At 72.7% G+C, this 24,836-nt stretch carries 15 protein-coding genes; 1 reads left to right on the forward strand and 14 read right to left on the reverse strand.

Going from position 1 to position 24,836, the window contains the following annotated elements:
* Positions 1 to 5: 5 nt before the first annotated feature.
* From F0L68_RS04185 to F0L68_RS04215, 7 genes are all read right to left on the reverse strand, one after another.
* Positions 6 to 3,899, reverse strand: a complete 3,894-nt coding sequence (locus F0L68_RS04185; RefSeq protein WP_188316376.1) for a non-ribosomal peptide synthetase — start codon at positions 3,897 to 3,899, stop codon at positions 6 to 8.
* A 29-nt stretch (positions 3,900 to 3,928) separates the two neighbouring features.
* The gene (locus F0L68_RS04190; RefSeq protein WP_149848052.1) at positions 3,929 to 5,476 is read right to left on the reverse strand and encodes a GMC family oxidoreductase; all 1,548 of its coding nucleotides are present in this window, start codon (positions 5,474 to 5,476) and stop codon (positions 3,929 to 3,931) included.
* A 5-nt stretch (positions 5,477 to 5,481) separates the two neighbouring features.
* Positions 5,482 to 10,005: a non-ribosomal peptide synthetase gene (locus tag F0L68_RS04195; RefSeq protein ID WP_188316377.1), complete on the reverse strand. Its 4,524-nt coding sequence runs from the start codon at positions 10,003 to 10,005 to the stop codon at positions 5,482 to 5,484.
* Between the two features lie 35 nt (positions 10,006 to 10,040).
* A complete protein-coding gene (locus F0L68_RS04200) occupies positions 10,041 to 14,201 on the reverse strand; it encodes a non-ribosomal peptide synthetase (RefSeq protein WP_149848054.1) in 4,161 nt (1,386 codons plus the stop codon).
* A 25-nt stretch (positions 14,202 to 14,226) separates the two neighbouring features.
* Positions 14,227 to 15,411, reverse strand: coding sequence for a cytochrome P450 (locus F0L68_RS04205; RefSeq protein WP_149848055.1), 1,185 nt, complete (start codon positions 15,409 to 15,411; stop codon positions 14,227 to 14,229).
* Entirely contained in the window at positions 15,408 to 15,917 is a 510-nt protein-coding gene (locus F0L68_RS04210; RefSeq protein ID WP_149848056.1) for a DinB family protein, read from the reverse strand. Before F0L68_RS04210 ends, F0L68_RS04205 begins: the two co-directional genes overlap by 4 nt.
* Positions 15,918 to 16,066: 149 nt before the next feature.
* The gene (locus F0L68_RS04215) at positions 16,067 to 17,188 is read right to left on the reverse strand and encodes a cytochrome P450 (RefSeq protein WP_149848057.1); all 1,122 of its coding nucleotides are present in this window, start codon (positions 17,186 to 17,188) and stop codon (positions 16,067 to 16,069) included.
* A 190-nt stretch (positions 17,189 to 17,378) separates the two neighbouring features.
* Between F0L68_RS04215 and F0L68_RS04220 the strand changes: the two genes are divergently transcribed.
* Positions 17,379 to 19,136, forward strand: coding sequence for a condensation domain-containing protein (locus tag F0L68_RS04220; RefSeq protein ID WP_188316378.1), 1,758 nt, complete (start codon positions 17,379 to 17,381; stop codon positions 19,134 to 19,136).
* A 2-nt stretch (positions 19,137 to 19,138) separates the two neighbouring features.
* Here the strand turns inward: F0L68_RS04220 and F0L68_RS04225 are convergent, their stop codons facing one another.
* From F0L68_RS04225 to F0L68_RS04255, 7 genes are read right to left on the reverse strand one after another with little or no spacing between them, the layout of a single operon-like run.
* Positions 19,139 to 19,516 (reverse strand): MmcQ/YjbR family DNA-binding protein, encoded by a 378-nt coding sequence (locus F0L68_RS04225; RefSeq protein ID WP_223198479.1) that lies wholly within the window; start codon positions 19,514 to 19,516, stop codon positions 19,139 to 19,141.
* Positions 19,513 to 21,105 carry a glycosyltransferase family 2 protein gene (locus F0L68_RS04230; protein ID WP_149848059.1) on the reverse strand — a complete coding sequence of 531 codons (1,593 nt, stop codon included), beginning with the start codon at positions 21,103 to 21,105 and terminating at the stop codon, positions 19,513 to 19,515. Before F0L68_RS04230 ends, F0L68_RS04225 begins: the two co-directional genes overlap by 4 nt.
* A 3-nt stretch (positions 21,106 to 21,108) precedes the next feature.
* Positions 21,109 to 21,537 carry a cupin domain-containing protein gene (locus tag F0L68_RS04235; protein WP_188316379.1) on the reverse strand — a complete coding sequence of 143 codons (429 nt, stop codon included), beginning with the start codon at positions 21,535 to 21,537 and terminating at the stop codon, positions 21,109 to 21,111.
* A gap of 10 nt (positions 21,538 to 21,547) precedes the next feature.
* Positions 21,548 to 21,943: an MmcQ/YjbR family DNA-binding protein gene (locus tag F0L68_RS04240; RefSeq protein ID WP_223198480.1), complete on the reverse strand. Its 396-nt coding sequence runs from the start codon at positions 21,941 to 21,943 to the stop codon at positions 21,548 to 21,550.
* A 37-nt stretch (positions 21,944 to 21,980) separates the two neighbouring features.
* Complete coding sequence (locus tag F0L68_RS04245; RefSeq protein WP_149848061.1) at positions 21,981 to 23,144, reverse strand: cytochrome P450; 1,164 nt, start codon at positions 23,142 to 23,144, stop codon at positions 21,981 to 21,983.
* Between the two features lie 15 nt (positions 23,145 to 23,159).
* Entirely contained in the window at positions 23,160 to 24,494 is a 1,335-nt protein-coding gene (locus F0L68_RS04250; protein ID WP_149848062.1) for a condensation domain-containing protein, read from the reverse strand.
* 31 nt (positions 24,495 to 24,525) lie between these two features.
* Positions 24,526 to 24,792 carry an acyl carrier protein gene (locus F0L68_RS04255; RefSeq protein ID WP_188316380.1) on the reverse strand — a complete coding sequence of 89 codons (267 nt, stop codon included), beginning with the start codon at positions 24,790 to 24,792 and terminating at the stop codon, positions 24,526 to 24,528.
* Between the last annotated feature and the right edge of the window lie 44 nt (positions 24,793 to 24,836).

Genomic DNA, 24,836 nt, shown 5'->3' on the forward strand with positions numbered 1-24,836 from the left:
ACTGCTCAAGGCCTCCCATCGGCCCGCGCACCCGGCAGCCACCGGGTGATCCGGCGGGCGATGCTGGCCAGCCGCCGGTCCGACACGATCGCGTAGTGGTCGACCGGCCACCGCACCACGTCCAGGTCCCGGCACAGCGCCCGCCAGGCCGGCGCCGGGTCGGGGCGGTCGGCGGCTGACGCCACGAACAGCAGCGTCGGCGCGTCGGAGTGGCCCGCCCGGTGGCCGTTGAGCAGCTCCAGGTTGCGCCGGTGCACGCCCATCAACCGCTGGTAGCCGGGGATGTCGGTGCCGGCAGGGAGCAGCCCGCCCTCGGTTGCCGCGTCGAGGGCGCGCCGGCTGAGCGCCCCGGGGTCCGCGTCGAGGATCGCGGCTGCGGTGTCCGATGGCAGCCGCCCGGCGGCCAGGTCGGTCAGGAAGGCGAGGTGCCGGGTGCGCTCGTCGTCGGGGCCCGCGCCGGCGGGAACCTCGCTGTCGATCATGACCACGCACGGCCGGTGGCCCCGCCCGGCCAGCTGTCGGCTGACCTCGTGGGCCAGCACGCCGCCCATCGACCACCCGCCGAGGACATGCGGGCCGTCGGGAGCCAGCCGGAGCAGTTCGTCGCGGTAGCCGGCGGCCATGGACCCCAGATCCGGCCAGGTCGCGGCGGTCCGGCCGGTCAGGGCCGAGCTCTGGAACCCGTGGACCGGCCCCGGCCAGCCGCGGACCAGTTCCGCGTAGCAGCCGACCGAGCCGCCGACCGGGTGGAACAGGAACAGCGCCGGGCCGGCGCCGGCCTTGAGGCGGACCGCCCGGGTCTCGCCGCCGGCTCCGGAGCCGGCGCGCAGTCGGGCGGCCAGCGCCCGCACGGTCGGGGCCTCGAAGACGACCCCGAGCGGGACGTCGACGGCGAGTTCGTCCCGGATCCGGTGGACCAGTCGCAGGGCGAGCAGCGAGGTGCCGCCGAGGGCGAAGAAGTCGCTGTCCGGCGCGACTGCCGGGACGCCGAGCAGCGTCGACCACAGCCCGGCGAGCTCGGCGGTCAGCGGGCCGTCCGCGCCGTCGGGCAGCGGCGCGGGCTGCATGGCCGGCAGCGAGGCGAGCGCGGCGGCGGTGTCGACCTTGCCGTTGACGGTGAGCGGCAACGCCGCCACCAGGTGGATCCGGCCGGGCACCAGGTGGCTGGGCAGGCGCTCGCGCAGGGACGCCCGGGTCCGGTCGCAGTCCAGGCGCGCGCCGTCCTCGGCGACGACCAGGGCGACCAGCAGCGGGCCGCCGTCCGGGGCGGTGTCCGTGGTGACCACGCACTCGGCCACCCCGGGGCACTCGCGGACCGCGCACTCCACCTCGCCCGGCTCGATGCGGTGACCGAGCACCTTGACCTGGCGGTCCTCCCGGCCCAGGAACTCGATGGTGCCGTCAGGCCAGTACCGGCCGAGGTCCCCGGTCCAGTACAGGCGCTCCCCGGTGCCCGGATGCCGGACGAAACGCCGTGCCGTGCGCTCCGCGTCGCCCAGATAGCCCCTGGCCAGGCCCGCGCCGCCGATGTGGATCCGCCCGGTGGCCCACGGCGGCCGAACCTCCATCCGGTGGTCGAGCACCAGCATCCGCTGGTTGCGCAGGGGGGTGCCGTACGGGACGCTCCGCCACCCCGGGTCGACCCGGCCGACCTCGAAGCTGTTCGACCAGATCGCGGCCTCGGTGGCGCCGCCCATGGCGATGACCCGCAGCTCTGACCAGAGCCGGCGCAGCCGGTCTGGCAGGGCAAGCGGGATCCAGTCGCCGGACAGCAGCGCGACCCGCAGCGGGGGCCGGCTGCGCTCGGGCTGGTGCCCGACGACCTCGGCCAGCAGGTCGGCGAGGGCGGGGACGGAGTTCCACACCGTGACGCCGTGCCGGGCGGCGGTCCGGGCCCACTCCGCCGGAGCCGGCACGGGTGTGGCGAGCGGCAGCACCAGCGCGGCTCCGGCCGCCAGCGTGCCGAAGACGTCCCACACCGACAGGTCGAAGCTCAGCGACGATATGGCGAACACCCGGTCGCCCGCGTCCAGCGCGATCCGGTCGTTGATGTCCTGCACGGTGTTCCACGCGGCGCGGTGCTCGATCATGACGCCCTTGGGCGTGCCGGTCGACCCCGACGTGTGAATCACGTACGCGAGGTCGTCCACGCCGCCGGGGACTCCGGTGACCGGCTCGCCGCCCGCCGGGGCGTGATCCACCTCCAGCACGGGGATCTGCTCCCCCAGCGCCGCCGGATGATGCGAGGTCGCGAGTACGGCCCGCGCGCAGCACTGGCCGACCAGACGCCGGATCCGGTCGACCGGCTGCCCGGCGTCGACCGGGCAGTACGCCGCTCCCGCGCGCAGCACGCCGAGTACGGCGACGACCTGCTCCCACCCCTTGACCATGACGACCGGCACCAGGTCGCCCCGGCCGAGGCCGAGCCGGCCAAGCCAGCCGGCGACGGCCCGGGACGCGGACTCCAGCTCGCGATAGGTCATCGTCCGCTCATCGCTGACCACCGCGACCGCGTCGGGGCGCAGCGCCGCCTGGCGCAGGAAGCCGTCCTCCAGTCGCCCTTTCGGCTGCGGCGTGGCCGTGTCGTTGACGGCCGCCACCGTGGCCCGGTGGGCGGCCAGCGCGAGGGTCGGCGCGGCCGAGGACGGCGCGGCGATCTCGTGCAGGAGGTCGCGGTAGGTGTCGAACATCGTGTCCGGCAGTCCCGGGGGAAACGCCTCGTCCACCGTGTACCAGGTGCAGGTGATGCCGCCGCCGGGCGCGTCCTGCACCTGGCTGTCCACCAGCACGTGCGGCGTGCGCAGCGCGCTGGCTGCGATCCGGCCGGTCGGCCGAGGCGCTGAGGCGGCGCGCGGGCCGGACCCGAGCATGCCGTTGAAGACGTAGGGCAGCGCCGGTCGCGACGTCCAGCCCCGCCTGGCCGCGACAGCACGCATGACCTGCACCGCGGTGACGTCGCAGTGTTCGAGGTCCCGCCACAGCTGGCCTTGCAACCGGCGGCCGCGCTGCCAGTAGTCCTCGTCGCGGCTCAGGTCCACCTCGACCGGCAGGGTCGCGCCGAGCTGGCCGACGACGCCGGCCCACTCCGGGTGCCGGCCGCGCCAGCCCTCGTGCAGGACGTTGAGGCAGAAGCGCGGGTTGAGCGCCCAGGCGCCGAGCGTCTCGGCGAACGCGTGGGCCAGCGCCGAGGCCGGCATGATCCGCTCGCGGCGCGCGGTTGTGCGGAGCTGCCGCCACTGCGCCGCGGTCAGCGCGCACGTGCGCTGGGTGAGCCGGACCGGGCCGAGGTCGGCCAGCGGTCTGGCGGTCGGCAGTTCGGGCGCCGGCGGCAGCGAGTCGAGGCGCTGGGACCAGTACCGCCAGTGCTCCCCGTCGACCTGCTGGGCCGCCTGCGCGCGGCGCCAGTGCCGGAAGGTCAGCGGCACGGGCGGCAGCGGCCGGGCCGGGTGCACGCTCAGAGCGCGCGCCTCGGCGAGCACCTGCCAGGTGCTGTGCGCGTCGAGCAGCAGCAGGCTCATCCCGATGTGCACCCTGGCGCGGTGCTCGCGCAGCAGGCTCACCGCCACGTCGAACAGTGGCCAGGTGGCCGGGTCGTGCCCCGACTCGGTCATGCCGCGCCTGGTCCTGGCGAGGGCGCGACGCGGGTCCTGGTCGCGCAGGTCGGCCACCGGCACCCGGAGCCGGGGCAGCTCGGCGACGTCGAGCACGCGCTGGGCGCCGTCTTCTCCGACCACGGTGCGCAGCTGCTCGTGCCGCGCGACCAGCTGGTTGACGACGCTCTCGATCCGTTCGGCGGCCAGGCCGGCCACGTCGAACTCCAGGTAGAAGTGGGGCAGGAACCCGCCGAGGTCGACCAGCGAGCTGGTGCCGACCAGGTAGGCCTCCTGCAGGTCGGTCATGGGGAACGGTTCGGCACTCGGCTCGCTGGTCATCCCGCCTCCGACGCGTCCATCCACGCGGCCGCCCGCTCGGCGATCACGATGCAGGTGAGGTTGGGGGTGGCCCTGGGGGCCGAGGGCATCACCGACGCGTCGACCACCCGCAGGCCCTCGACCTGACGCACCCTGCAGCGCTCGTCCACCACGGTCAGGGGGTCGCCGGCCGGTCCCATCCGCGCCGTTCCGGCCGGGTGCCACATGGGCGAGACGAATCGCGGCACCGCCGAGGCCAGCAGCGCGTCGTCGCGGACCATGCGGTCGGTCCACACGAACGTCCGGTCGAGCAGGTCGGCGAGCGGGGCGGCGCGGATCAGCGACCATGCGAACCGGGTGCCCCGCATGAGCAGATCGACGTCGCGCTGTGTGGAGGCCAGGCGCAGTTCGATGACCGGCGGGCCGTCCGGGTCGCCGGCGCGCAGCGCCACCCGGCCGCGGGAGCGCGGGGCGAGCAGCGTCGCGGCGACCGACACGCACACGCGGTCGCCGAGGATCGCCCCGATGCCCGGCATGTCGGGGATGGCGACGTTGTTGGCGACGGTGACGCTGATGTCGGGGTCGCCGCCTGACACGGCCAGGCGTGCCATCACCGAGTGCTCGGAGCGGCCCGGCGCGCCGCCACCGGGCCGCAGCACCGACCAGATCGCCATGGTCGGATGGTCCACGAGGTTCTCGCCGACACCAGGCAGGTCGGCCACGATCCGGATGCCCGCCTCGATCAGCCGGTTCGCCGGGCCGAGACCGGAGAGCTGGAGGATGGCGGGGGTGTTCACGGCCCCGGCGCACAGCGTCACCCGGCCGGCCCGCACCCGTTCCAGCCGGCCGCGCCGGACCAGCTCAACGCCGACCGCCCGCCGCCCGGCGAACAGCACCCTGCGCACACGGCAGCGGTCCCAGATCGCGAGGTTGGCCCGGTCGCGGGCGGCGGCCAGATGAGTGTCCACAGTGGACACTCGGTGACCGGCGTCGACGTTGGCGGGCACCGGCCCGACTCCGATCTCGGAGCCGGCGTTGAGGTCTGGCACCTCCGGCAGGCCGGTGTTGCGGCAGGCGAGCCAGAAGGCGCGCGAGACCGGGTCGAGGTCGTCGGTGCGGCAGCGGCGGATGGGCACCGGTCCGGTCCCGCCGTGCGCCTGGCCGCCGAAGTCCCCGTCGGTCTCTATGGCGCGGAACACCGGCAGCACCCGGCGCCACGCCCAGTCGGGGTTCCCGTCCGCCGCCCACTCGTCGAAGTCGCACGCGAGGCCGCGCAGGGCGATGGCGCCGTTGACCGCGGACGAGCCGCCGACCACCTTCCCCATCCGGTACGGGAACCGCCGGGAGTGCGCGGTGTCGGCGCCGACAATCGCTTCGTAGTCCCAGTTGTAGCCGTTGAGCACCGGAGCGCCCTGGCGCGCCGGGTCGAGACCGTCCACGCCGGCCTCGATCAGCAGGACCTGGCGGTCCGATCGCTCCGACAGGCGGCTGGCGAGCACGGCGCCGGCGGAGCCGGCCCCGACGACCACGTCGTCCCAGCCGCGAACCGAGCAGCCGCCCGCCATCCCGGTCAGGGCTCCGTCACCGGCCGCAGCGTGCCGGCCATCTCGGCGACCGTGGGGCTGTCGAAGAGGACCTGTAGCCCCTCGTCCGCGGTCATCGCGACACCCAGTTCCTCCCGCAGACGCGCGATGACGCGCACCGCGTGCAGCGAGTCGCCGCCCAGCTCGAAGAAGTTGTCGTCGACGCCGAAGTCGTCGCGCGCCAACGCGTCCCGCCAGATCTCGAAGATCTGGCGTTCCAGCTCGCCGCGCGGGTCGACCCGCGCGGCCTGGCCGCCCTCCCACGGGCTGGGCACGGCGGTGAGGTCCACCTTGCCGTTGCCGCTGAGCGGGGTCCGGTCGATGAGTTGGTAGTGGGTGGGCACCATGTACCCGGGCAGCAGCTCGGCCAGCGCATCGCGCAGCCGCGCCGGGTCGGCGTCGCGCCCGGTTCCCTCGGCGCCGACCAGGACGTGCTGGCCGAGCGGGTCCGCTCCGGCGCCGGGAATCGCCTCGGTCAGGGGGAAGCCGGCGGAGCGCAGGGCGGAGCGCCACTGGTCGGGTCCCAGCAACGGCAGGCGGCGCCCGTCCCGGTAGTCGCCGAAGTCCTGGTAGAAGCCGACGGTCACCGTGTGGAAGGGCTCGTTGCGGGTGTTCTCCACCAGGACCAGCAGGCCGTCCCGGTCCAGCGCCACGCGGAGATGGCGCAGCGTCTGGTCGAGGTCGGCGGCGTTGTGCAGCACGTTGGCGGCGATGATCAGGTCCACGGAGTCGGCCGCGACGCCCTGCTCCTGCGGAGGGCGGTTGATGTCGAACTGGGCGTAGTCCACGAAGGTGTGGTCGGCGAACCGCGCGCGGGCCCGCTGGGTGAAGTAGCTGGACACGTCGGTGAACCGGTAGCTCGCCCGGTCCGGGGGCAGCTCGGGCAGCACCTGCGCGGTGGTCGCCCCGCAGCCGGCACCCACCTCGAGGACTCGCATCGGCCGGCCGTCCGCGCGAGAGTCCACAAAGGACCAGGCCAGGCTAGCGACGATCCGGTTCTGCATGCGCGCCATGGGGTTGTCCGCGTACATGGCGTCGGCGACATGCAGGCCGCCGTCCGGGATGAGGAACTCCAGCGCGTTGGTCCGCCCACGCAGCAGGTCCAGTTGGTGCCGGGCGCAGTCGGCGAAGTTGCCGGCGAGCACCCCGAGCGCGCCGTCCACCGGGAGCGCGGCCAGTCCCCGCCGGACCCTCGCGTCGAGCACGCTCGCGTCCAGCGGGCGCCGGCAGATGTACTCGCCGGGCCGCCCGGCCGCGGCCAGCAGGCCCTCTCCCGCCAGCAGTGCGAGCCACTCGGCGAGCAGGCCCCGGTAACGCGGCCGCAGGTCGTGCCGCTCGACGATCCCGCCCGCGTCGGCGCGGTCGCCCTCGGCGGTGAACTCCCCGAGCCCGGCCAGGCTCGCGGCGATCAGCGGCGTCGTGGTCTCGTTGAACGCCCGGATCACCGCCGCGTAGTCGGCGAGCCCGTCGGCCCCGGTGCTCGCCTCCCGCTCGCGCCGGTCACTCCCGGCGGCCACCAGGGCCGGCCAGTTCCCGTCGGCGCCCCGCTCGGGCACCACGTACGCGACGAGCTGGCGGCGGCCGGTCGCCGGATTGGTGTCGACGGTGACCACAGCGTCCCGCACGCCCGGCTGGCGCTGGAGTGTCGAGGTGATCTCGCCGAGCTCGATCCGGTACCCGTTGAGCTTGATCTGGTTGTCGGTCCGCCCGAGGATCTCGATGTCGCCGCCGGGCAGGTAGCGCCCGTGGTCGCCGGTGCGGTAGAGCCGCTCGCCCGTGCCGGGGCGGAGCAGGAACCGCTCGGCGGTGCGCGCCGGGTCCGCCCAGTAGCCCAGCGCAAGGCCAGCCCCGCCGATGTGGATCTCCCCGACCGTCCACACCGGACAGTCGGCCAGCCGGTCGTCCAGCACGTGCAGGGTCTGGTTGGCCAGCGGCCGGCCGTACGGGATGCGCACCAGGTCCGCCGGCACCTGCCCGATCGGGTGGCACACCGACCAGATCGACGCCTCGGTGGCGCCGCCGAGGCTGACCAGCTTGGCCCGGGGAGCGCGGGCCCGCACCGCGTCCGGCAGGGTCACCGGGATCCAGTCGCCGGACAGCAGCACCAGCCGCAGCGGCGGCGGCTCGGCGCGGGTCCACGGCGCGTCCAGCCACACCTGCATCAGCGCCGGGACGGAGTTCCACACGGTGACGCCGTGCCGGCTGATCAGGTCGGTCCAGTGCGCGGGGTCGTGCCCGCCCTCCGGATCCGGCATCACCACCGTGGCGCCGGCGGCGAGGATGCCGAACACGTCGTAGACCGATAGGTCAAAACTCAGCGCCGACAGCGCGAGCACCCGGTCCTGTGGCCCAACCGCGAAGCGGGTGTTGAGGTCCTGGATGGTGTTGGCCACCGCGCGGTGGTCGATCATCACTCCCTTGGGCTGCCCGGTCGAACCCGAGGTGAAGATGACGTAGGCCAGGTCCTCCGGCGCCGGGGCGGCCTCCGGGCACGCGGGATCGGCCTCGCGCACCTCCCGGTCGGCGAGGGTGACCAGGGTGATGCCGGGCAGCCAGGTCAGCTTGTCGCGCAGCCCGGGGGTGGTGACGACGGTGCGCACCCCGCCCTGTTCGAGCAGCTGCCGCCGACGGGCCGCCGGCCACTCGGGGTCGATCGGCAGGTAGGCCGCGCCCGACCAGGCCACGCCCAGCACCGAGGCGACCTGCTCGCATCCCTTCGGCAGGACCACGCCGACCAGTGCGGTGTCCGCCGCCGCGGCGAGCGCACCCAACCGCCTGGCGAGCCGATGGGCCTGCCCGGCCAGCTCCCGGTAGGTGAGTTGGCCGTCGGCGGCCAGCACGGCGACGGCGTCCGGTCGCGCCCGCACCTGGTCGGCCACGAGCCCGCACAGGGTGCGCGGCGGGTAGTCCGCCGCGGTGTCGTTGGCCGCGGCCCGCTCGGCGGCCTGCCGCTCGGGCACCGAGACCATCGACCCGCGCCGGTCCCACAGGTCCGCCTCCACGCTGAGCCTGTCGAGCAGGCCCCGATAGGCGGCGAACATGTCGTCTAGCAGTCCCGGGGGGAACAGCGCCTCCACAGCATCCCAGTTGACGAACAGCTCCCCCTGCTCCTCGGCGACCTGGTGGTCCAGCCACACCTGAGGGGTCTGGCTGATGCCGTAGGTGAACGTGCCGAAGTACCCGGTGCCACCGAAGAAGCTCCGCCCGTCAGTCACGTCCTCCACCGGGCTCAGCGCCAGCGCGCTGGTGAACACGATGGGCATGGCCGCCGTGGGGCCGCCGCCGACTCGCTTGGCGCGCTCGCGCTGCACCCGCACCCCGCTGTAGGACAGGTGCCCGAGGTCGCGCATCAGCTGCCGCTGGAGCCGCTGCACTCTGACCCAGAACGCCTCCTCGGGGGCGGCGTCCACCTCGAGCAGCGTCACCGAGGTGAAGTCGCCGATGACCTGGTTGATCTGCGGATGCGCCGGGGGGCGGTTGAACAGCGACAGATTCAGCGTGAACCGCGTCTGGTTGGACCACAGCCGCAGCACCTCGGCGAACGCGGTGGCCAGCACGCTCGACGGCGTGAGCCCTCTGCGGTGGGCCTCCCGCTTCACCGCGTCCCACCGCGCCGGGGCCAGGCTGGCGCGGCGGCGGGTGAACTCCGGTCGCGGCAGCTGCGCGGGCCGCACGGCCAGCGGCAGGGCCGGCGCGGGCGGCAGGGAGTCCAGCCGGGCCAGCCAGTAGTCCCGCGCCTGCCGGTAGGCGTCTCCGCCGCGCGCGGCCTGCTCGGTCATCACGTGGTCCCGGAACGACACCGCCAGCGGTTCCGGCGACCAGTCGGGGTCCTCGCAGAACCGCCGCCAGTCCTGGAAGAGCAGGTACATGCTGAACGCGTCGGCGATGAGCAGGTCCAGGCTCACGTGCAGGCGCATCCGTTCGTGGTCAAGCAGGGTGGCGCGGATCTCGAACAGCGGCCACCGGTCCGCGGCCAGCACCTGGTGGCCCATCTCCGCGCGGATCCCGGCGATGCGTGCCCGCTGGGTGGCCGGGTCAAGACCGGCCAGGTCCGCGACGGCGATGTCGTAGTCGGGCACCTCGGACAGCACCCGCTGGCTGCCGTCGGGCTGGATGACCGCGCGCAGCATGTCGTGGCGCTGGATCACCCTGCGCAGGCTCGCTGACAGGCGCGGTATGTCGATGCCGTCGCGCTCGAGCTCGACGTAGAAGTGGGTGGCGACTCCGCCCAGTTCCACGGCCGGGGCGCGGCCCACCCAGTAGGCGTGCTGGATGTCGGTCAGCGGGAACGGCTCGTGCCGGCGCGCGGGGTCGGCAGCGATCTCGGCGAGGTGCTCCGCCCCCGCGCTGAGCCTGAGCATGGCGACGAGGTGGTCGCGGTGTTTCCGCAGCTGCGTCCGCAGCTCCTCGGTCAGCGCCCCGGCCGGCGCCAGCACGTCCAGGCGGCCGTCGTCGGTCAGCCGCAGCCGGACGCCGCGCCGGTGGAGCTCGAGGAGTAGGTCCTGCGCCATCCCGATCTCCTGTCTCCCGATGTCCGTCCCGGCGGTCACCCGACGGGGGTGCTCGGGTGTCGAACCCGCTCGGCGATCGCGGCGGCCACGGCGGTCGCGTGCGGGGCGCCGAGCATCGCGTGGTGTGTGGCGGGCACGGCGACCACGTCCACCCGCCCGCTGGTCAGCGCGGACCATCCCCAGTCTGGGCGGCCCGCGTCGGGGTGGTCGCCGAACTCGGTCACGACGCCCTCGGCCGCCCGCACGACGGTGAGGTCCGCCGCGATGGTCGGCGCGCGGTAGCGGTGGCAGGCCCGCACCACGCCCGCGAAGACGGCGAGCAGGCCGCCCAGACCAGCCCGGCCCGCGTCGGTCTCGCGCGCCCCCTGCTGCGCCGCGACCTCAAGGACCGCGTCCAGGCGGGTGTCGCCGGGCAGCGCCGCGAGCTCGCGCCTGACCTGTGCCGGCACCAGGGCCGGGTCGAACCCGATGTCCAGGTTCTCCAGGAACCACAGCAGCGAGGTGACCTCGTCCACCTCGCACGGCGCGACCGGGGCGGGCGCGTCCAGCACCACCACCCGCCGCACCGTCTCGCCCCGGCGCTCCAGCTGGTGGGCCAGTTCGAAGGCGATCGCGGCACCCGACGACCAGCCGCCGAGCAGGTAGGGGCCGCTCGGCCGCGCCGACCACAGCGCCGGCAGGTACTCCCTGACCAGGCCCTCGACGGTCTGCGGCACAGGGCGTCCGACCGAGGGGCCTGGCGCCTGGAAGGCGTAGCAGGGCCGGTCGATCAGCACGGCCAGGTCCCGGTAGCACAGCACGTCGCCGCCGGCCGGATGGACAAGGAACAGCGGATCCGCCGCGCCGCCCTCCGCCAGCCGCACCAGGGGCGACCAGCTGGCCGTTTCCGCGTCGAGCCGCTCGGCGAGCCTGGCCACCGTCCTGGACTCCAGCAGCGTGCCGATCGACACCTGCCGGCCCAGCCGCTCGCGCAGCAGGGTGACCAGCCGCAGCGCGGCGAAGGACTGGCCGCCCAGCGCGAAGAAGTCGTCGTGGACGCCGACCGACCGCGCGGACAGGATCTCCTGCCACGCCAGGACCAGCGCCTCCTCCAGCGGGGTGCGCGGCGCGACGGGATCGGCCGTGGTGGCGGGGTCGGCCCCGTGCACGGTCTCCAGCGCCAGCCGGTCGATCTTGCCGTTCGCGGTCAGCGGCAGCCGGTCGACCAGGCTGAGGTGGCTGGGCACCAGGTAGCCGGGCAGCCGATCGGACAGGTGGGCCAGCAGCTCGGCCGGGTCCGGCCGGGTCTCGGGCCGCGCCAGCACGAAGGCCGCCAGCTGCCGGCCCGACGGTGTCCCTCGGGCGACCACTACCGCCTGTTGGACGGCCGGGTGGCCGGACAGTGTGTGCTCGACCTCGCCGGGCTCCACCCGGAATCCCTGGATCTTCACCTGGAAGTCGGCCCGGCCGAGGAACTCGATCTCCCCGTCGGGCAGGTAGCGGCCCCGGTCGCCGGTGCGGTACAGCCGCTCGCCGGTGCGCGGATGGGCGACGAAGGCCGCGCGGGTCCGCTCCGGGTCGCTCAGGTAGCCGACGGCGACGCCGATTCCGCCGATGTACAGGTCACCGGCCGTCCAGGTCGGGGCGTCGCGGCCGTGCGCGTCGAGCACGTGCCAGGTCTGGTTGGCCAGCGGCCGGCCGTAGGGGATGCTCACCGGCTCCGGGTCGGCGGCGTCGACGGGATGGCAGATCGACCAGATTGACGCCTCGGTGGCGCCGCCAAGGCTGGCCACCCTGGCGTTCGGGGCGATCTCGCGGATCCTGCTGGGCAGTTGCACCGGAACCCAGTCGCCGCTGAGCAGGACCGTGCGCAGCGCGGGCAGCCGGACGTCCGCCGCGGCGGCCTCCGCGACGAGCAGCTCCATGAGCGCCGGGACCGAGTTCCACACGGTCACCCGGTAGTCGCGCAGCAGCCGCAGCCAGTCGGCCGGCGTGCTGCGCGCCGGGTCTGGCAGCACCAGCGTCGCGCCGGCCTCCAGCGCGCCGAACACGTCGTAGACCGACAGGTCGAAGCACGGCGACGAGACGCCGAGCAGCACGTCCTCAGGGCCGATGTCGAACCTGCGGTTGATGTCGACCACCGTGTTGAGCGGGCCGAGGTGGTCGAGCATGGCGCCCTTGGGTCGGCCGGTGGACCCGGAGGTGAAGATCACGTACGCCACGTCGCGTTGGTCGACTCCGGCGGCGAGGTCCGTGTCGAGGGCCGTGGCGGCCGGCGTCCCCACGTCGATGACCGGTGCGTCGGTGAGCCCGCCGAGCCGGTCGGCCGCCGCACCGAGGCAGAGCACCGCAGCGGCCTCGGTCCTGGCGAGCAGGTACCGGATCCGGTCGTCCGGCCAGTCCGGGTCGACCGGGACGTAGGCGGCCCCGGCGGACAGCGTCGCGAGCACCGCGACGATCTGCTGCCAGCCCTTGGCTAGCACCACGGCCACCAGGTCTCCGGCCCGCACCGCCTCGGCGCGCAGTCGCGCGGCCAGTGCGGCGCTTCGCCGACGGGTCTCGCCGTAGCTCAGGGTGCGGTCCTCGGCCACCACGTACGGCCGTTCCGGTGTCTGGGCGGCGCGCGCGGCCAGGCCGCGGTGCAGCAGGCCCTCCGGCGCCGCGGCCGCCGACCGGTTGACCTCGGCCCGCCCGTCGCGTTGCTCGACGGGCAGCAGCGGGAATGCCTCGGCGTCCCACGCCGCGTCCTGGCCGGCGAGCCGGCACAGCAGCGAGCGGTAGCCGGCCTGCATGGCGTCGATCAGGCCGTTGGGAAACATCTCGTCGAAGACGTCCCAGACCATCCACAGGCTTCCGTCGTGCTGCTCCCAGAACTGGCAGTCCAGCAACACCTGCGGGGTCTCCAGCCGGCTGAAGGCCGGGCGGTCCAGCTGCCCCATGAACAGCCCGCTGCCGATGACGAACGGGCACACGGCGCGGCCCGGGGTGCCGCGCACCTGGTTCAGGGTCTGGAGCACCTTGGTGCCGCTCCAGCTGGTGTGGGACAGGTCGGCCAGCATCCGCGTGGCCAGCCGGCGGACCCGATCGCGGAACGGCTCGTCGGGCCGCCAGTCGACCTCCAGCGGGTAGAGCGCCGCGAAGTTGCCGATGACCTCGCCGATCTGGGGGTGCAGCGGCATCCGGTGCGTGATCATGTTGTTGAGCAGGAAGTGCCGGGATCCGCTCCAGTAGGCGACGATCTCCGCGTACGCGCCGCACACCGAGGCGGTCGGGGTCAGCCCGCGCGCGGCGGCGCGCCGCTTGAACGCCGCCCACACTGGGGCCGGCAGGACGAAGTCCCGTCGGCCCAGCCGGGTCCGGTCCCTGCTGTCGGCACCGGCGACCAGCGGCAGGCTCGGCGCGTCGGGCCAGTCGGCGAGGCGGTCGAGCCAGTACTGCCGGGCGGCGCGGCCCGCCGGCGTCTCCTCGAGGTCGGCCAGGGCCAGCACGCAGTCGCGGTAGCTCAGCGCCAGCTCGGGCAGCGGCTGGTCGGGATGGTCGTAGTAGTGGTGGATGTCGTTGAGCAGCTGGTTGATGCTCGGTCCGTCGCAGAAGAAGTTGTTGTGGTTGTAGTGCAGTCGCGCGCGACCGGATGGCAGCAGTGTGAGGTGCGCGTCCAGCCACGGCCACCGGTCCAGCGGCGGTTCCCGACGCTGCATCCGCTCCCGGACCCGCTCGACCTCAGCCAACGCCTGCGTCTCGGGCAGTGCGCGGACGTCGGTGACCCCGACCCTGACCGGGTTCGGGTCGCCGACTGCCTGGAGCCGCATGTCCTCGCGCAGCACCATGAGGTTCGCTCGCTGCCGCCGCAGCGTGCGGTTCAGCGCGTGCTCGAAGCGCGCCGGGTCGAGCAGCGGGTAGTCCCACTCCATGTACTGGTGCGGCCGCACGTGGTACTCGAGGCCCTCTCGACTGCCGACCAGATAGGAGACCTGGAGGTCGGACGGCGCGAAGGGCTGCGTCCAGGCGGCCGGGTCGGGGGTGAGCGCGGGCCCGCCGGTGGCGTGTTCGTCCGCGCGGGCGAGCCAGCCGACCAGCTCGACCTTGTGCCCGGCGATGCGGTCCCGCAGCTCGGGGGTGAGCGCGCCCCGGGGCGCGGCCACCTCGAGGCGGTCGCCGGTGGCCAGCCTGAGCTTGATGCCGGCCCGGGCGAGTTCGCCGAGCAACGATGACAACATGGCGGTCCGCTCTCTCCGGTGCTCGTCAGTTCAGTGCCAGGGGCAGCGACTCGAACCCGCGCACGTGGACGTTCTGCCGGCGCTTGACCGCTCCGGACTGGCGCAGGTCCGGGAACCGGGTGACCAGCGCCGTGATCGCGACCGCGCCCTCCAGCCGTGCGGTGGCCGCGCCGAGACAGAAGTGGATCCCCCGGCCGAACCCGACGTGGTTGGCCGGGCCGCGCGCGATGTCGAGCCGGTCGGGCAGGGGGAACGCCAGCGGGTCCCGGTTCGCGGCGCCGAGCACCAGCCCGATCACCTGGCCCTGACGCAGCGCCTGCCCGGCCAGCTCGATGTCCTCCGCCGCGACCCGCCCGGCCAGCTGGACCGGGGCGTCGTAGCGCAGCAGCTCCTCCACCGCGCCCCGAACCAGCGCCGGGTCCTCGCGCAGCCGACGCAGCTGCGCCGGGTGCGCGAGCAGCGCGCTCATCCCGTTGCCGATCAGGTTGGTTGTCGTCTCCAGGCCGACGATGGCCAGCAGCAGGCACATCTCCAGCAGCTCTGCGGCGGTCAGCCGCTGGCCGGACTCCTCGGCGCGCACCATCCGGCTGATCAGGTCGTCCTCCGGCCTCCGGCGGCGCGCCGCGACCACCTCGGTGAGGTAGGCGGTCAGGTCGGTGCGCGCCTGGTGTCCGTCCTCGGACACGACCCGGTGGCTGACCGGGTCGATGGTCTCGATGATCGTCATCGCCCAGGACCGGAACATCGCCTGGTCGCGGGCGGGGATGCCGAGCAGCCCGGCGAGCACGATGGCCGGCAGCGGCCCGGCGAAGTCGGCGATGAGGTCCATCTCGCCGCGTTCGGCTGCCCGGGTCAGCAGCTCGTCGGTGAGCCGCTGCACCTCCGGCCGCAGCCGCGCCACCGTCTTGGGGCTGAAGGAGTCCTGGACCAGCGAGCGCAGCCGGGTGTGGTCGGGCGGGTCGACGAACGGCAGGCCGCCGGGCCGGTAGCCGCCGTTGTCGTCGTCGGGCGCCGTCCCGTAGCGACGGCGGTCCACCGACACCCGCCCGTGGTTGAGCACAGCGAGGACCTCGCGATGGCCGGTGACCAGCCAGCGGCCGAGGTCGGGCACCCAGCAGACCCGGCTGTGCTCGCGGATCCGGTCGTAGGTCGGATAGGGGTCCTCCGACGCCTGCATGAGCTGGCCGACCAGCTCGCCGAGCTCGGTCACGTCGCGTCCTGGTGCACTCGGGCGCCCGCGCCCACCGCCTCCTTCAGGTGCGTCAGGTGACCGGCCACGTCGTCGGCGATGAACGCGACGATCTCGTGCAGCGGGGTCGACCCGTTGGTCAGGCTCTCGGTCGGCGGCGGACTGCTGTCCAGCTGCTGGTCGGTGAGCCCGCGCACGGTGCTGACGAAGGCCGACCCGCCCTCGCGCAGCGCCGCGACCGTCGTCGCCACGTCGGCTGCCGCGTTGGCGGGGTCGTGGGAATGGGCGTGGGTGTGGGGCGCTGGGACGTCGACTCCGGCCGGCGAGCCGGAGGTGACGCTGTCGCTCCAGGTGAGGAGCAGGTCGATTCCCTCGCGCAGGTGGTCCAGCACGTGGCGGACCGTCACGCCCCTGGGGTCCTTGCATGCCGCGTCCAGTTGGGCGGCGGTCAGACCGGACACGAACTCCCCCATGCGGGACAGTTCCTCGTCGAGTCGGGCGGCGAGCTGCTCGGCGCGCTGGCTCACGGCATCTCCTCCTCAGGAAGGGAAACGACCACCACGAGCGTGACCGCGCGAATGAATTCGATATCGGTCACGGATTCGCGGAAGAAACAACGGTTCTCGCGGCCGGCCACCGGCGCAACTGTGCAACTGCGGCATGTCCGCGTTTGGGTTCACCAGGTGACCGGCAGCCTGACGAGGCCGCCGGTCCGCAGGTGGTCCTTGATCTGTAGCTCGTCCGGGCGCTGATCCAGCGCGAGAGTCGGGAAGCGTTCGAACAGCGTCGCCAACCCTATCCCGATCTCCGCCCGGCCGAGCCGGGTGAAGTTGCACATGTAGGCGCCGAATCCGAACGTCAGATGCGGGTTGTGCACACGAGTGATGTCAAAGGATTCCGGCTCGGGAAAGACGTCCTCGTCGCGGTTGGCCAGCATCACGTCCAGCAGCACCATGTCCCCAGCGTGGACGGTGACCTCGCCGACCTCGATGTCGGCGTGCGCGTAGCGCAGCAACCCCTGGTCGGTGGCGGCGTGCGGCTTGAACAGCCGCAGGATCTCCTCGACCGCCGGGGCCACCAGCGCCGGGTCGGCCAGCAGCAGCTCGAGCTGCCCGGGATTGGTCAGCAGCAGCAGGGTGCCCCAGTCGATCACCGAGGCCGGCGTCTCCCGGCCGAACGCCAGCATGCCGGCCAGCAGCTTGACGACCCTCCCCTGGTTGATCTTCGAGCCGTCCCGGCTGGCCTCGATGAGTGCGGACACCGCGTCCTCGCCCGGGTCCGCCCTGCGCCGGCCGACCAGCTTGGCCGCGTAGGCCATCAGCTGCCTCATGCCGGTCATCGACCGCTCGAGATCGGTGACCTGAGCGCCTTCCTCGGTCCACTCACGGAAGCGGTCGACGTCGTTGGTCGGCGTGCCAAGCAGCGCGCACATAACCCGCGACGCCAGCGGGGTGGAGTACTGGCCGTTGAGCTCGGCCGGCTGCGCCGCGCCGGCGAACTCCTCCGCCACCGCCGCGGCCAGCGACCGCACCGTGGGGGTGACCCGCTCCAGATTGGCCGGGGAGAACACCTTGTTCATGGTCCTGCGCCACCAGGCGTGCTCGGCGTGCTCGGAGCTGCCCCCGCCGGCCGGACGCCCGGCGATGTCGTCCTTCGAGTAGCGCCCGGCGTTGGCCGGATCGGGATGGCTGCGGCCAAGCCGCTGATCCCCGAGCAGGGCCTTCACCTCGGCGTGGCGGACGACGTGCCAGGCCGGGTGACCCGACGGTGTCTCGACGCGTTCGACGGACCGCTCCATCGCCGATCGCCCTTCTCCGGTCCAGTGCCGACCCAGAGCCTGGGCCGCGATCAAGGCCGGCGTCCAGCCGAGCAGAATGGCCACGTCCCGGCGTGCAAACCGCGCCACTGCACCGGACCGGGCCGGCACGCCACACTCGTGTTTCGAATTTCCGGCCACGGTTGAAATTGCTGACCGCGTGGGGTGTGGAGTGCTGGAGCCGACCCGATTCCTGACCATTTCCGTCACCGGCGCCGCCGCGGCGGCATTGCCCCCGACGTGGGGACAGCTCTGCATTTGGCAGTGGCACGGAATAGTCGACCAGGACGAGGCCGTCTTCGACAACGGGCAGTCCTGCCATGTCTGCTACTACATCCCCGACGGCTGCGATCTCGACACCCTCGCCGACGCCATCGGCCAGGTGCTGCACAGCCACGACGCCCTGCGCACGACCCTGGAGATCGCCGACGGCGAGCTGGCCGGCCAGCTGATCGCCGGCTCCGGCGAGTTCCCGATCGAGATCCACGTGAGCGACCCAGGCGACGCCGAATCGGTCGCGGACACCATCGCCAAGGAGCTGTCCGCTCGGCCGTGGACGTGCCGGGAGTGGCCAGTCCGCGTCAGCGTGGTGACCGTGGCCGGGCGGCCCGACTTCATTGTCACGGCGTACAACCGGCTGCTCATCGACGTGCAGAGCATGGAGTCGGTCATCGACGAGATGAGCAAGCTGGCCAGTGGCCGGGGCGGCGAGTTGGTGCCGCGCTGGCAGTCCGGGCAGGAGACGCGCCATGAGCTCGCCCCGGCGGGGGCGGCGATCAGCGACCGGGCGGTGCGGTACTGGCGGACCGTCCTGACCCAGTGCCCGCCGTCGATGTTCGACTTCCCCCCGCCGCCACCGGACGAGCTGCGCTATGTCATGGCCGAGATGCAGTCGATCTCCCTCGCACGCGCGGTGCGCGTGCTGCGTAAGCGCTGGCGGGTGCCCGAGGCGGCTCTCGTGCTCGGCGCCCTGGCCCTGGTGCTGGGCCAGCACACCGGGCACCGCGCGGCGGTCGTGCAGCTGTTCGCCGGCAACCGCACCGACCGCGACCGCCGGCGGATGCTCGGCACGCTGCTGTCCGAGGGCCTGATGCACATCGACCTGACCGGCGCGTCGTTCGCGGTGATCGCCCGAGGGGCGGCCAAGGCGATCAGCGCCGCGAACCAGTTCGCCTACTGCGATCCCGCCGCGGTCGCGGCGGTGCGCGAGGAGATCCAGCTGAGCCGGGGCGCGTTCCTGGACCTGGCCGTCTACTACAACGACATGCAGACCGGGCAGGAGGCCCTGGACCAGTCCGACCCCGTCGAGCCAGAGCCCGAGGAGCGCTCCGCCAACGGGTCGGGGCTGAGCGCGCCCGACACCTGGTCGGGGTGGGACCGGGCCTGGCAGGCCAAGGTCACCAGGAAGGACATCCGGCTGCTGCTCACCGCCCAGCACGGCGCGACCATGCCGCTGCTGCTGTTCTGCGACACCGCATATCTCTCCCGCGAGACGATGCGGCTGCTGCTGTGCGGCATGGAGCGCCTGCTCGTCGCGGCGGCCAGCTCCGGCGACGTGGACGGCGCCGACCTCGCCAGCGTGACCGGGGTGCCGGAGGTGGCGCGCGACGCCGGCTGGGTTCGGCTCGCTACCGGCTGGGTCGACGTCGCCGCCACCAGCGAGGTGTGGCGCACGGTGACCGGATCGGAGGCCTGCGCCGTCATGGTCGAGGAGGACGCCGACGGGCACCGGCTGGTGGGCTATCTCGCCTCGGCCGCTCAACCCCTCTTCGCTGAGCTGCACCAGCAGTTCGTGGCGGCAATCAGGGGCCGCGACGACACGCGCGCGCCGGCCACCTACCGGTGGGTGGCCACCGTGCCCGCGCGACCGGAGGACGCGGCCGCCTGGGCACGGGAGCGCGTGCTGTCCGAGGACGACGGGCGGGGCTGAGCTCAGGCTGGCGGGTGCGCCGCGTCGAACTCAGCGAGCAACCGCTTCGGCGCGGCCCGCCGCCAGCAGTCGGTCAGCAGTTCGGTGAGCTCGTCGAGATCGATGTTCGCCAACCGCACCAGGAGGGCGGGATAGCCGTCGTAGTGCGCCGTGGTGAAGAACTTGTCCGGCTCCGAGGCGATCAGCCCGTCCTTCTCGGCCAGGTCGGCGCAGCCGATCATGATGACCTCCGGCTGCTCGTGGACCCGCACGAACAGCGAGTTCCGCACCCGAAAGCCCGGCAGCCGGTTGTAGGGCTTCTCCGTGGTGGCGGGCAGCGACAACGCGACCCGGCGCACGTCCTCCTCGGTGACCACCGTCGCGCCTCCATCCGCCGTCACGTCAGCTCGCCGACGTCCAGCGTAAGGGTGCCCAACCTGCCGAAGCAGACCGAAATGCCGGCGGACCCGCTCCCCGCCGCCGCGTCCACGGCCTCGCTTCGGCTGCCGCCGAGCGGGATCTCCCTGCGCACGCCCTGCGCGCCCACCACGAGGAAGGCGTTCCACCGGCCCGGCGCCAGCGGCCGCCCGTCCCCGACGTCCGTGCAGTCGACCGTCGCTTCGAACCCGGCGAACGCGAAACGGCCCCGGCCGTGCTCCTGGGCCAGCTCCGGCGTGGGCACTGGGCTGACCGGCCAGCGGTGTTCCTGCCGGCCAAGCCGATCGCGCAGCACCAGCTCGGTGCTGACCTCGACGGTGTCCACGCGCTCCAGGAAGGCGTGCCCGGCCAGCCGCAGCCGGGGGCCGTCCCAGCGCAGGGTGTCCAGGCGGTGGCGCACCTCGAGCTCGCCGGTGATGTCGTAGCAGCTCGCCGGCACGCCGACCGTCGGGTCGTCCAGGTACGGGTAGCCGGCATAGACCCGGCCGGCCCTGATGGTGTCCGGTCCGCGCTCACCAGCCGCGACGACCCGTACGAGCTCGGACAACTCGGCCTCCAGGCCGCGCGCGATGAGCTCGGCTTTCACCCGGTCGAGCGCCGGCAGGCGGGCGGTCACCCGGGGCGTCAGCCAGGTCGCGAGCAACCCGCGGGACCGGTCGACCAGCACGCGCCGCGCGTCGGGACCGTGCCGCAGGAAGCGCCCGCCGAACACCTGCTGGGTCAGGTCCAGCACGGCGTCGCGCACCGTGAAGTCCCGCCGCCAACGCAGTTCCGGGCGATCGTCCAGCCGCAGCCCCAGTTCCAGCGACTCGACGTGCGACAGCGTCCCGATCAGTCGGGAGGTCAGGTTGTTGCCGTCGTCGCGGACCCGCTCGAAGTAGCAGTCGTAGTCGCTGACCATGCTCACGGTCGCGGCCCGGTCGACGTAGGTGGCGGAGAACAGGGTGTCCTCACCGAAGATCATTTCCTCGTCGAAACGCATGCCGAACCGGGTGATCAGGTCCCGGCGGAACAGCTGCTTGCAGTCCCCGAGGGCAACCAGTAGCGCGGTCTGTTCGGCCGCCGCGGCCGAGCGGCCGAGCGCGGCCATGTAGTCGTGCGCGTCGATGCCCGGATGCCGAAGCCGGCCGGCCAGCGGAACGTGGTCGGCGGGGCTGGCGATGCCCTTGGGCCCGCCAACGCTCCTGCGGTGGCAGGCCACCACGTCCGCGTCGCGCTGGTCGGCCAACGCGACCATGCGTTCCAGCGCCTCGGGTCCAAGGTAGTCGTCGGCGTCGAGGAAGAACACGTACCGCCCGCGCGCTTGGTCCAGCGCGACGTTGCGTGGGTGGCTGGGGCCGCCGGAGGCCGGCTGGTGGGTCACGTGCAAGTTCGGCCAGCACGTGTCGAGGAGGTCGAGCTGGGTCCCGGAGCCGTCGGTCGACCCGTCGTCGACCGCGATCACCTCAAGGCGGTCCCGCCCGATCGACTGCTCGAACACCGAGGACAGGCAGGTGACCAGGTACGGCATGGCGTCGTACACCGGCACCACGACGGTCACGTCCGGCGGCATGGCTCACCCCTCGGGCGGGCTGATCCGCAGCTCAGCCTCCTGCTCGAAGTCGGCGACGAAGCCACCCCAGCCGCTGGCGGCGGCCTGCGGCGCCGGTGCCGTGATGGCGAGCAACTGGACTTCGCCCGCGCTCTTGATCTCGTAGCCGTGCTCGATGCCGCGCGGCAGGAACACGCACCCGCCGCCCGCCACCTCGAACCGCTCGGTCCCGCAGCGGAACTCCAGCTCGCCACTGAGCACGTAGAAGAACTCGTCCTCGGTGTCGTGTGTGTGGTCCGGTGGCTCCTCGCCGGCCCTGGTCGTGTACTCGACGACCGCCAGCCGCCGGCCCTGGCCGAGCTCGCCGACCTTGACCACGAAGTCAACACCGAAGTTGTAGGTCCAGCCCGTTCCCTGCGCGAGCGCGTACGGGCGGATCGTCGTGTCGTCCATGGCCTCTTTCCTATTGGGAGCCGCTGCGCGCATCAAGACCCTGGTCGAACCTGGCCCGAAGTTCCTCGGGCGCGCGCACCCGCCACGAGGCCACGAGCAGGTCGGTCAGCTCGTCCACGTCGACCGCCGCCAACCGGACCAGGACGTTGGGCGCGCCCTCGTAGTGTGGGCTGGTGAAGAACTTCTCCGGCGCCGCACGCAGCATCGCGTCCTTCTCCTCCAGATCGCGCGTGTGCACGACGAGGGCCTCCGGGTTCTGCCGCAGCTTGGCGAAGCCGCGGCGGGACACCCGGAAGTAGGGCGCTCCGGCGGAGAGCAGTTCCGAGGTGTCCGGCAGTGTGGCGATGATCTGCCGCACGTCGTGCTCAGTTGCCATGGCGATCGGCGGCGGGCCGGCGGGCCGCACCGCGTCCTCCTTCCCCTGTCGAACCGTCGGGTGCGCGCTACCAGGTGACCGGCAGCGCGTCGAACCCCTCACTTGTCGGCCGCTCCTTGAAACGCAGTTCCTCGGCGTCGATCGCCAGGCGCAGGGTCGGGAAGCGCTCGACGACGAGCTCCACCACCACCTGGATCTCGATCTTGGCCAGCCGGGCGGCCGGGCAGGAGTGCGGGCCGTAGCCGAAGGTCAGGTGCGGGTTGGGGGTGCGCCGCGGGTCGAAGCGGTCCGGCTCGGGGAACACGCTGGTGTCCATGTTGGCTCCGACGACGTTGAGCAGGATCAGGTCGCCGCGGCGCAGCGCCCTGGCCCGTTCCTCGAAGTCGTGCAGCGCGAACCGCCGGATCCCCTCCGGGCCCTGGATCTTTCCCGAGATGACCGGGAACAGGCGCAGGATCTCCTCGACCGCCGGCCCGATCAGTCGGGGGTCCCGCACGAGGCTGTCGTACTGCGCTGGGTCGCGCAGCAGTAGCACCAGCGCCCAGTCCAGGGCGTTGGTCGGCGTCTCGCGGCCCTTGCTGACGAGGCTGGTCAGGAACTTCAGGGCGCGGTCGAGGTAGGCCCGGTTGTCCCCGGCCGCAGTGAGCATCGTGGACACGAAGTCGTCGCCACCCTGCTGGCGGGACGCCATCAGCGCTCGCACGTACCGCAGCAGGGTGGCCTGTCCCTGTCCCGCCTCGGCCTGGGTGCCGGTCTTGACCGCCTCCCAGCAGGTTCGGAAGTGGTGCCCGTCCTCCTGTGGCACGTCGAGCAGGGCACAGGTGACGAAGCTCACCGTCGGCACTGACAGCTGACTGTGCAGATCGGGCGGTCGCGGGCCGGCGGCGACGCCCTCAAGCAGGGAGCGCACCCGGTCTGCGATCCTCGGCCGCAGCGCGTCGATCCGCTCGGTCGCGAACGCCTTGCGGAGCACCCTGGACCAGCCAAGGCTCTCGGCCTGGTCGGCCAGATCGGGGTCGGTCGGCTCGCCCGCACTGTCCGAAGTGGACGCGATGGCGTCGGGCCGCGTGTGGGGCAGCATCGGGTCCACATCGGACAGTCGAGGGTCGTGACTGAGGGACTTCACGGCGGCGTGGCCGTTCACCTGCCAGGCCGGCCGGCCGGTCTGGGTTCGCACCATCGAGATGTCGGCCTCGTCCTGCCGGTCGCTCCGCGTATCTGGCTCGCTCACCGGAACACCGCCGTCCTAGCTGGAACGCGCCTGCGTGGGGTAGTCGAGCACGCACTGCTCGATCTCTGCGGCCAGCGCCCGCACGGTGTCCGGGTGGAACAGGTCGCACCGGTAGACGAGGCTGAAGTCGGTATCGGGCTGCTTGCGCTCCCCGGCGATGGTCAGGTCCAGCCAGAACGGGCTGTGCAGCGGGCCCGTCAGCAGGTAGACCGGCATGACGTCCTTCACCTTCACGCTGGAGGTCACCCAGTCGGGGTTCGCAACGCGCTCCGGGGGAAAGAACTGGCTCTGGATGTTGGGACCGGCTGGCAGACCCGACTCGCCGTCCGGGGCCTCGCCGGTGAGCAGGTCGATCGGGCACGGCCGCGACAGCGACTCCAGGATCGCGTGGAAGGTCGGCTGGATGGTCTCCCGCAGGGTGTCGCGGACGTCCACGCGCAGCCAGGTCATGTCGGTGAGCGGGCCGAACACTCCGAACAGGTCAGGTGACCTGCGTCGGGAGATCGGACAGGACAGCACGATCGACGGCTGGCCCGACCGCTTCGCCAGCACGAACGCGAACACCGAGAGGAGTACGGCGTACTCGCTGCACCGGTTCTCCGTGGCGATGGCGTGCACGGCCAGCGCCGTAGCCTGTGCGCCGATCTTGACGTAGGCGGTCGGGCCGACCGGGTTGCGGACGCCATCGGGGTAGTCCACCGGGAGCGGGTACTCCAGCCGCTGGTCCCGCAGCCGTTCGCGCCAGAAGGCGATGTTGTCGACCTCCCGCTGGCGCGACGAGGGCACGACGCTTGCGGCGTAGGTGGCGAAGTCCATCGTCACCGGTGGCAGGTCTGGCTGGCGCCCCAGCGTGAACGACTCGTAGAGGCTGGTGAACTCGGCGATGAAGATCGCCATGGACTCGATGTCGCAGACCGTCTGGTGATACGCGCCGAACACCAGGAACTCGCTGTCGAGCTGGATAACCAGGACCCGGATCGGCGGCTGCTCGGCCAGGTTGAACGGCGTGCGGCAGTACTCCTCGTAGCGGGCCAGCAGGAACTGGTCACGCTCCTTGCCGGCGAGGCCGGTCGCGTCGCGCAGTTGCATCGGGACGTCGGCGAAGGGCTGGACCTCCTGCACCCAGCCGTCCGCCCGGCGCCGGGTGGCGGCCAGCAGAACCGGGTAGCGGTCGCAGATCGCCTCGAACGCGCGGGTGAAGGCGGGCCAGTCGACCTGCCCGTCGACGGTCCAGGTGAACGGCAGCACCCAGTACCCACTCTGCGGCACCGCCTGGTCCTGGGCGGTGATCCAGCGCTGGATCGGCGTCGCGGGCCATTCGCTCGCCCTGGAACTCTGCACTGTGGTCATCGAAGATCCTCGGTTTCTCTCGAAAACCGGGTCAGGACGCCGGGGCGGCCAGCGCGACCCACCATGAGTCGGCGAGATCCCGCACCGTGTTGGAGACGAAGAACGAATCCAATTCCGGCCCGACGCCGAACTCCTCGACGATCATGTCGGCGATGATGACGGCGTCCATCGAGTCGCCGCCGAGATCCAGGAAATGGGTGTCCGGCTGGACCACCACTCCCAGTACCTCCTTGATGACAGCGAACAACCGGTCGACGCCGCTCGATTTGTCCAGAAGGTCTGGCCCCGTGGTGGACATTGACGATCCCTTCCTTTCTGACCGAAACGGCGAGGAGTGCATCC

Source organism: Solihabitans fulvus, from assembly GCF_008386585.1.
Taxonomy (GTDB): domain Bacteria; phylum Actinomycetota; class Actinomycetes; order Mycobacteriales; family Pseudonocardiaceae; genus Solihabitans; species Solihabitans fulvus.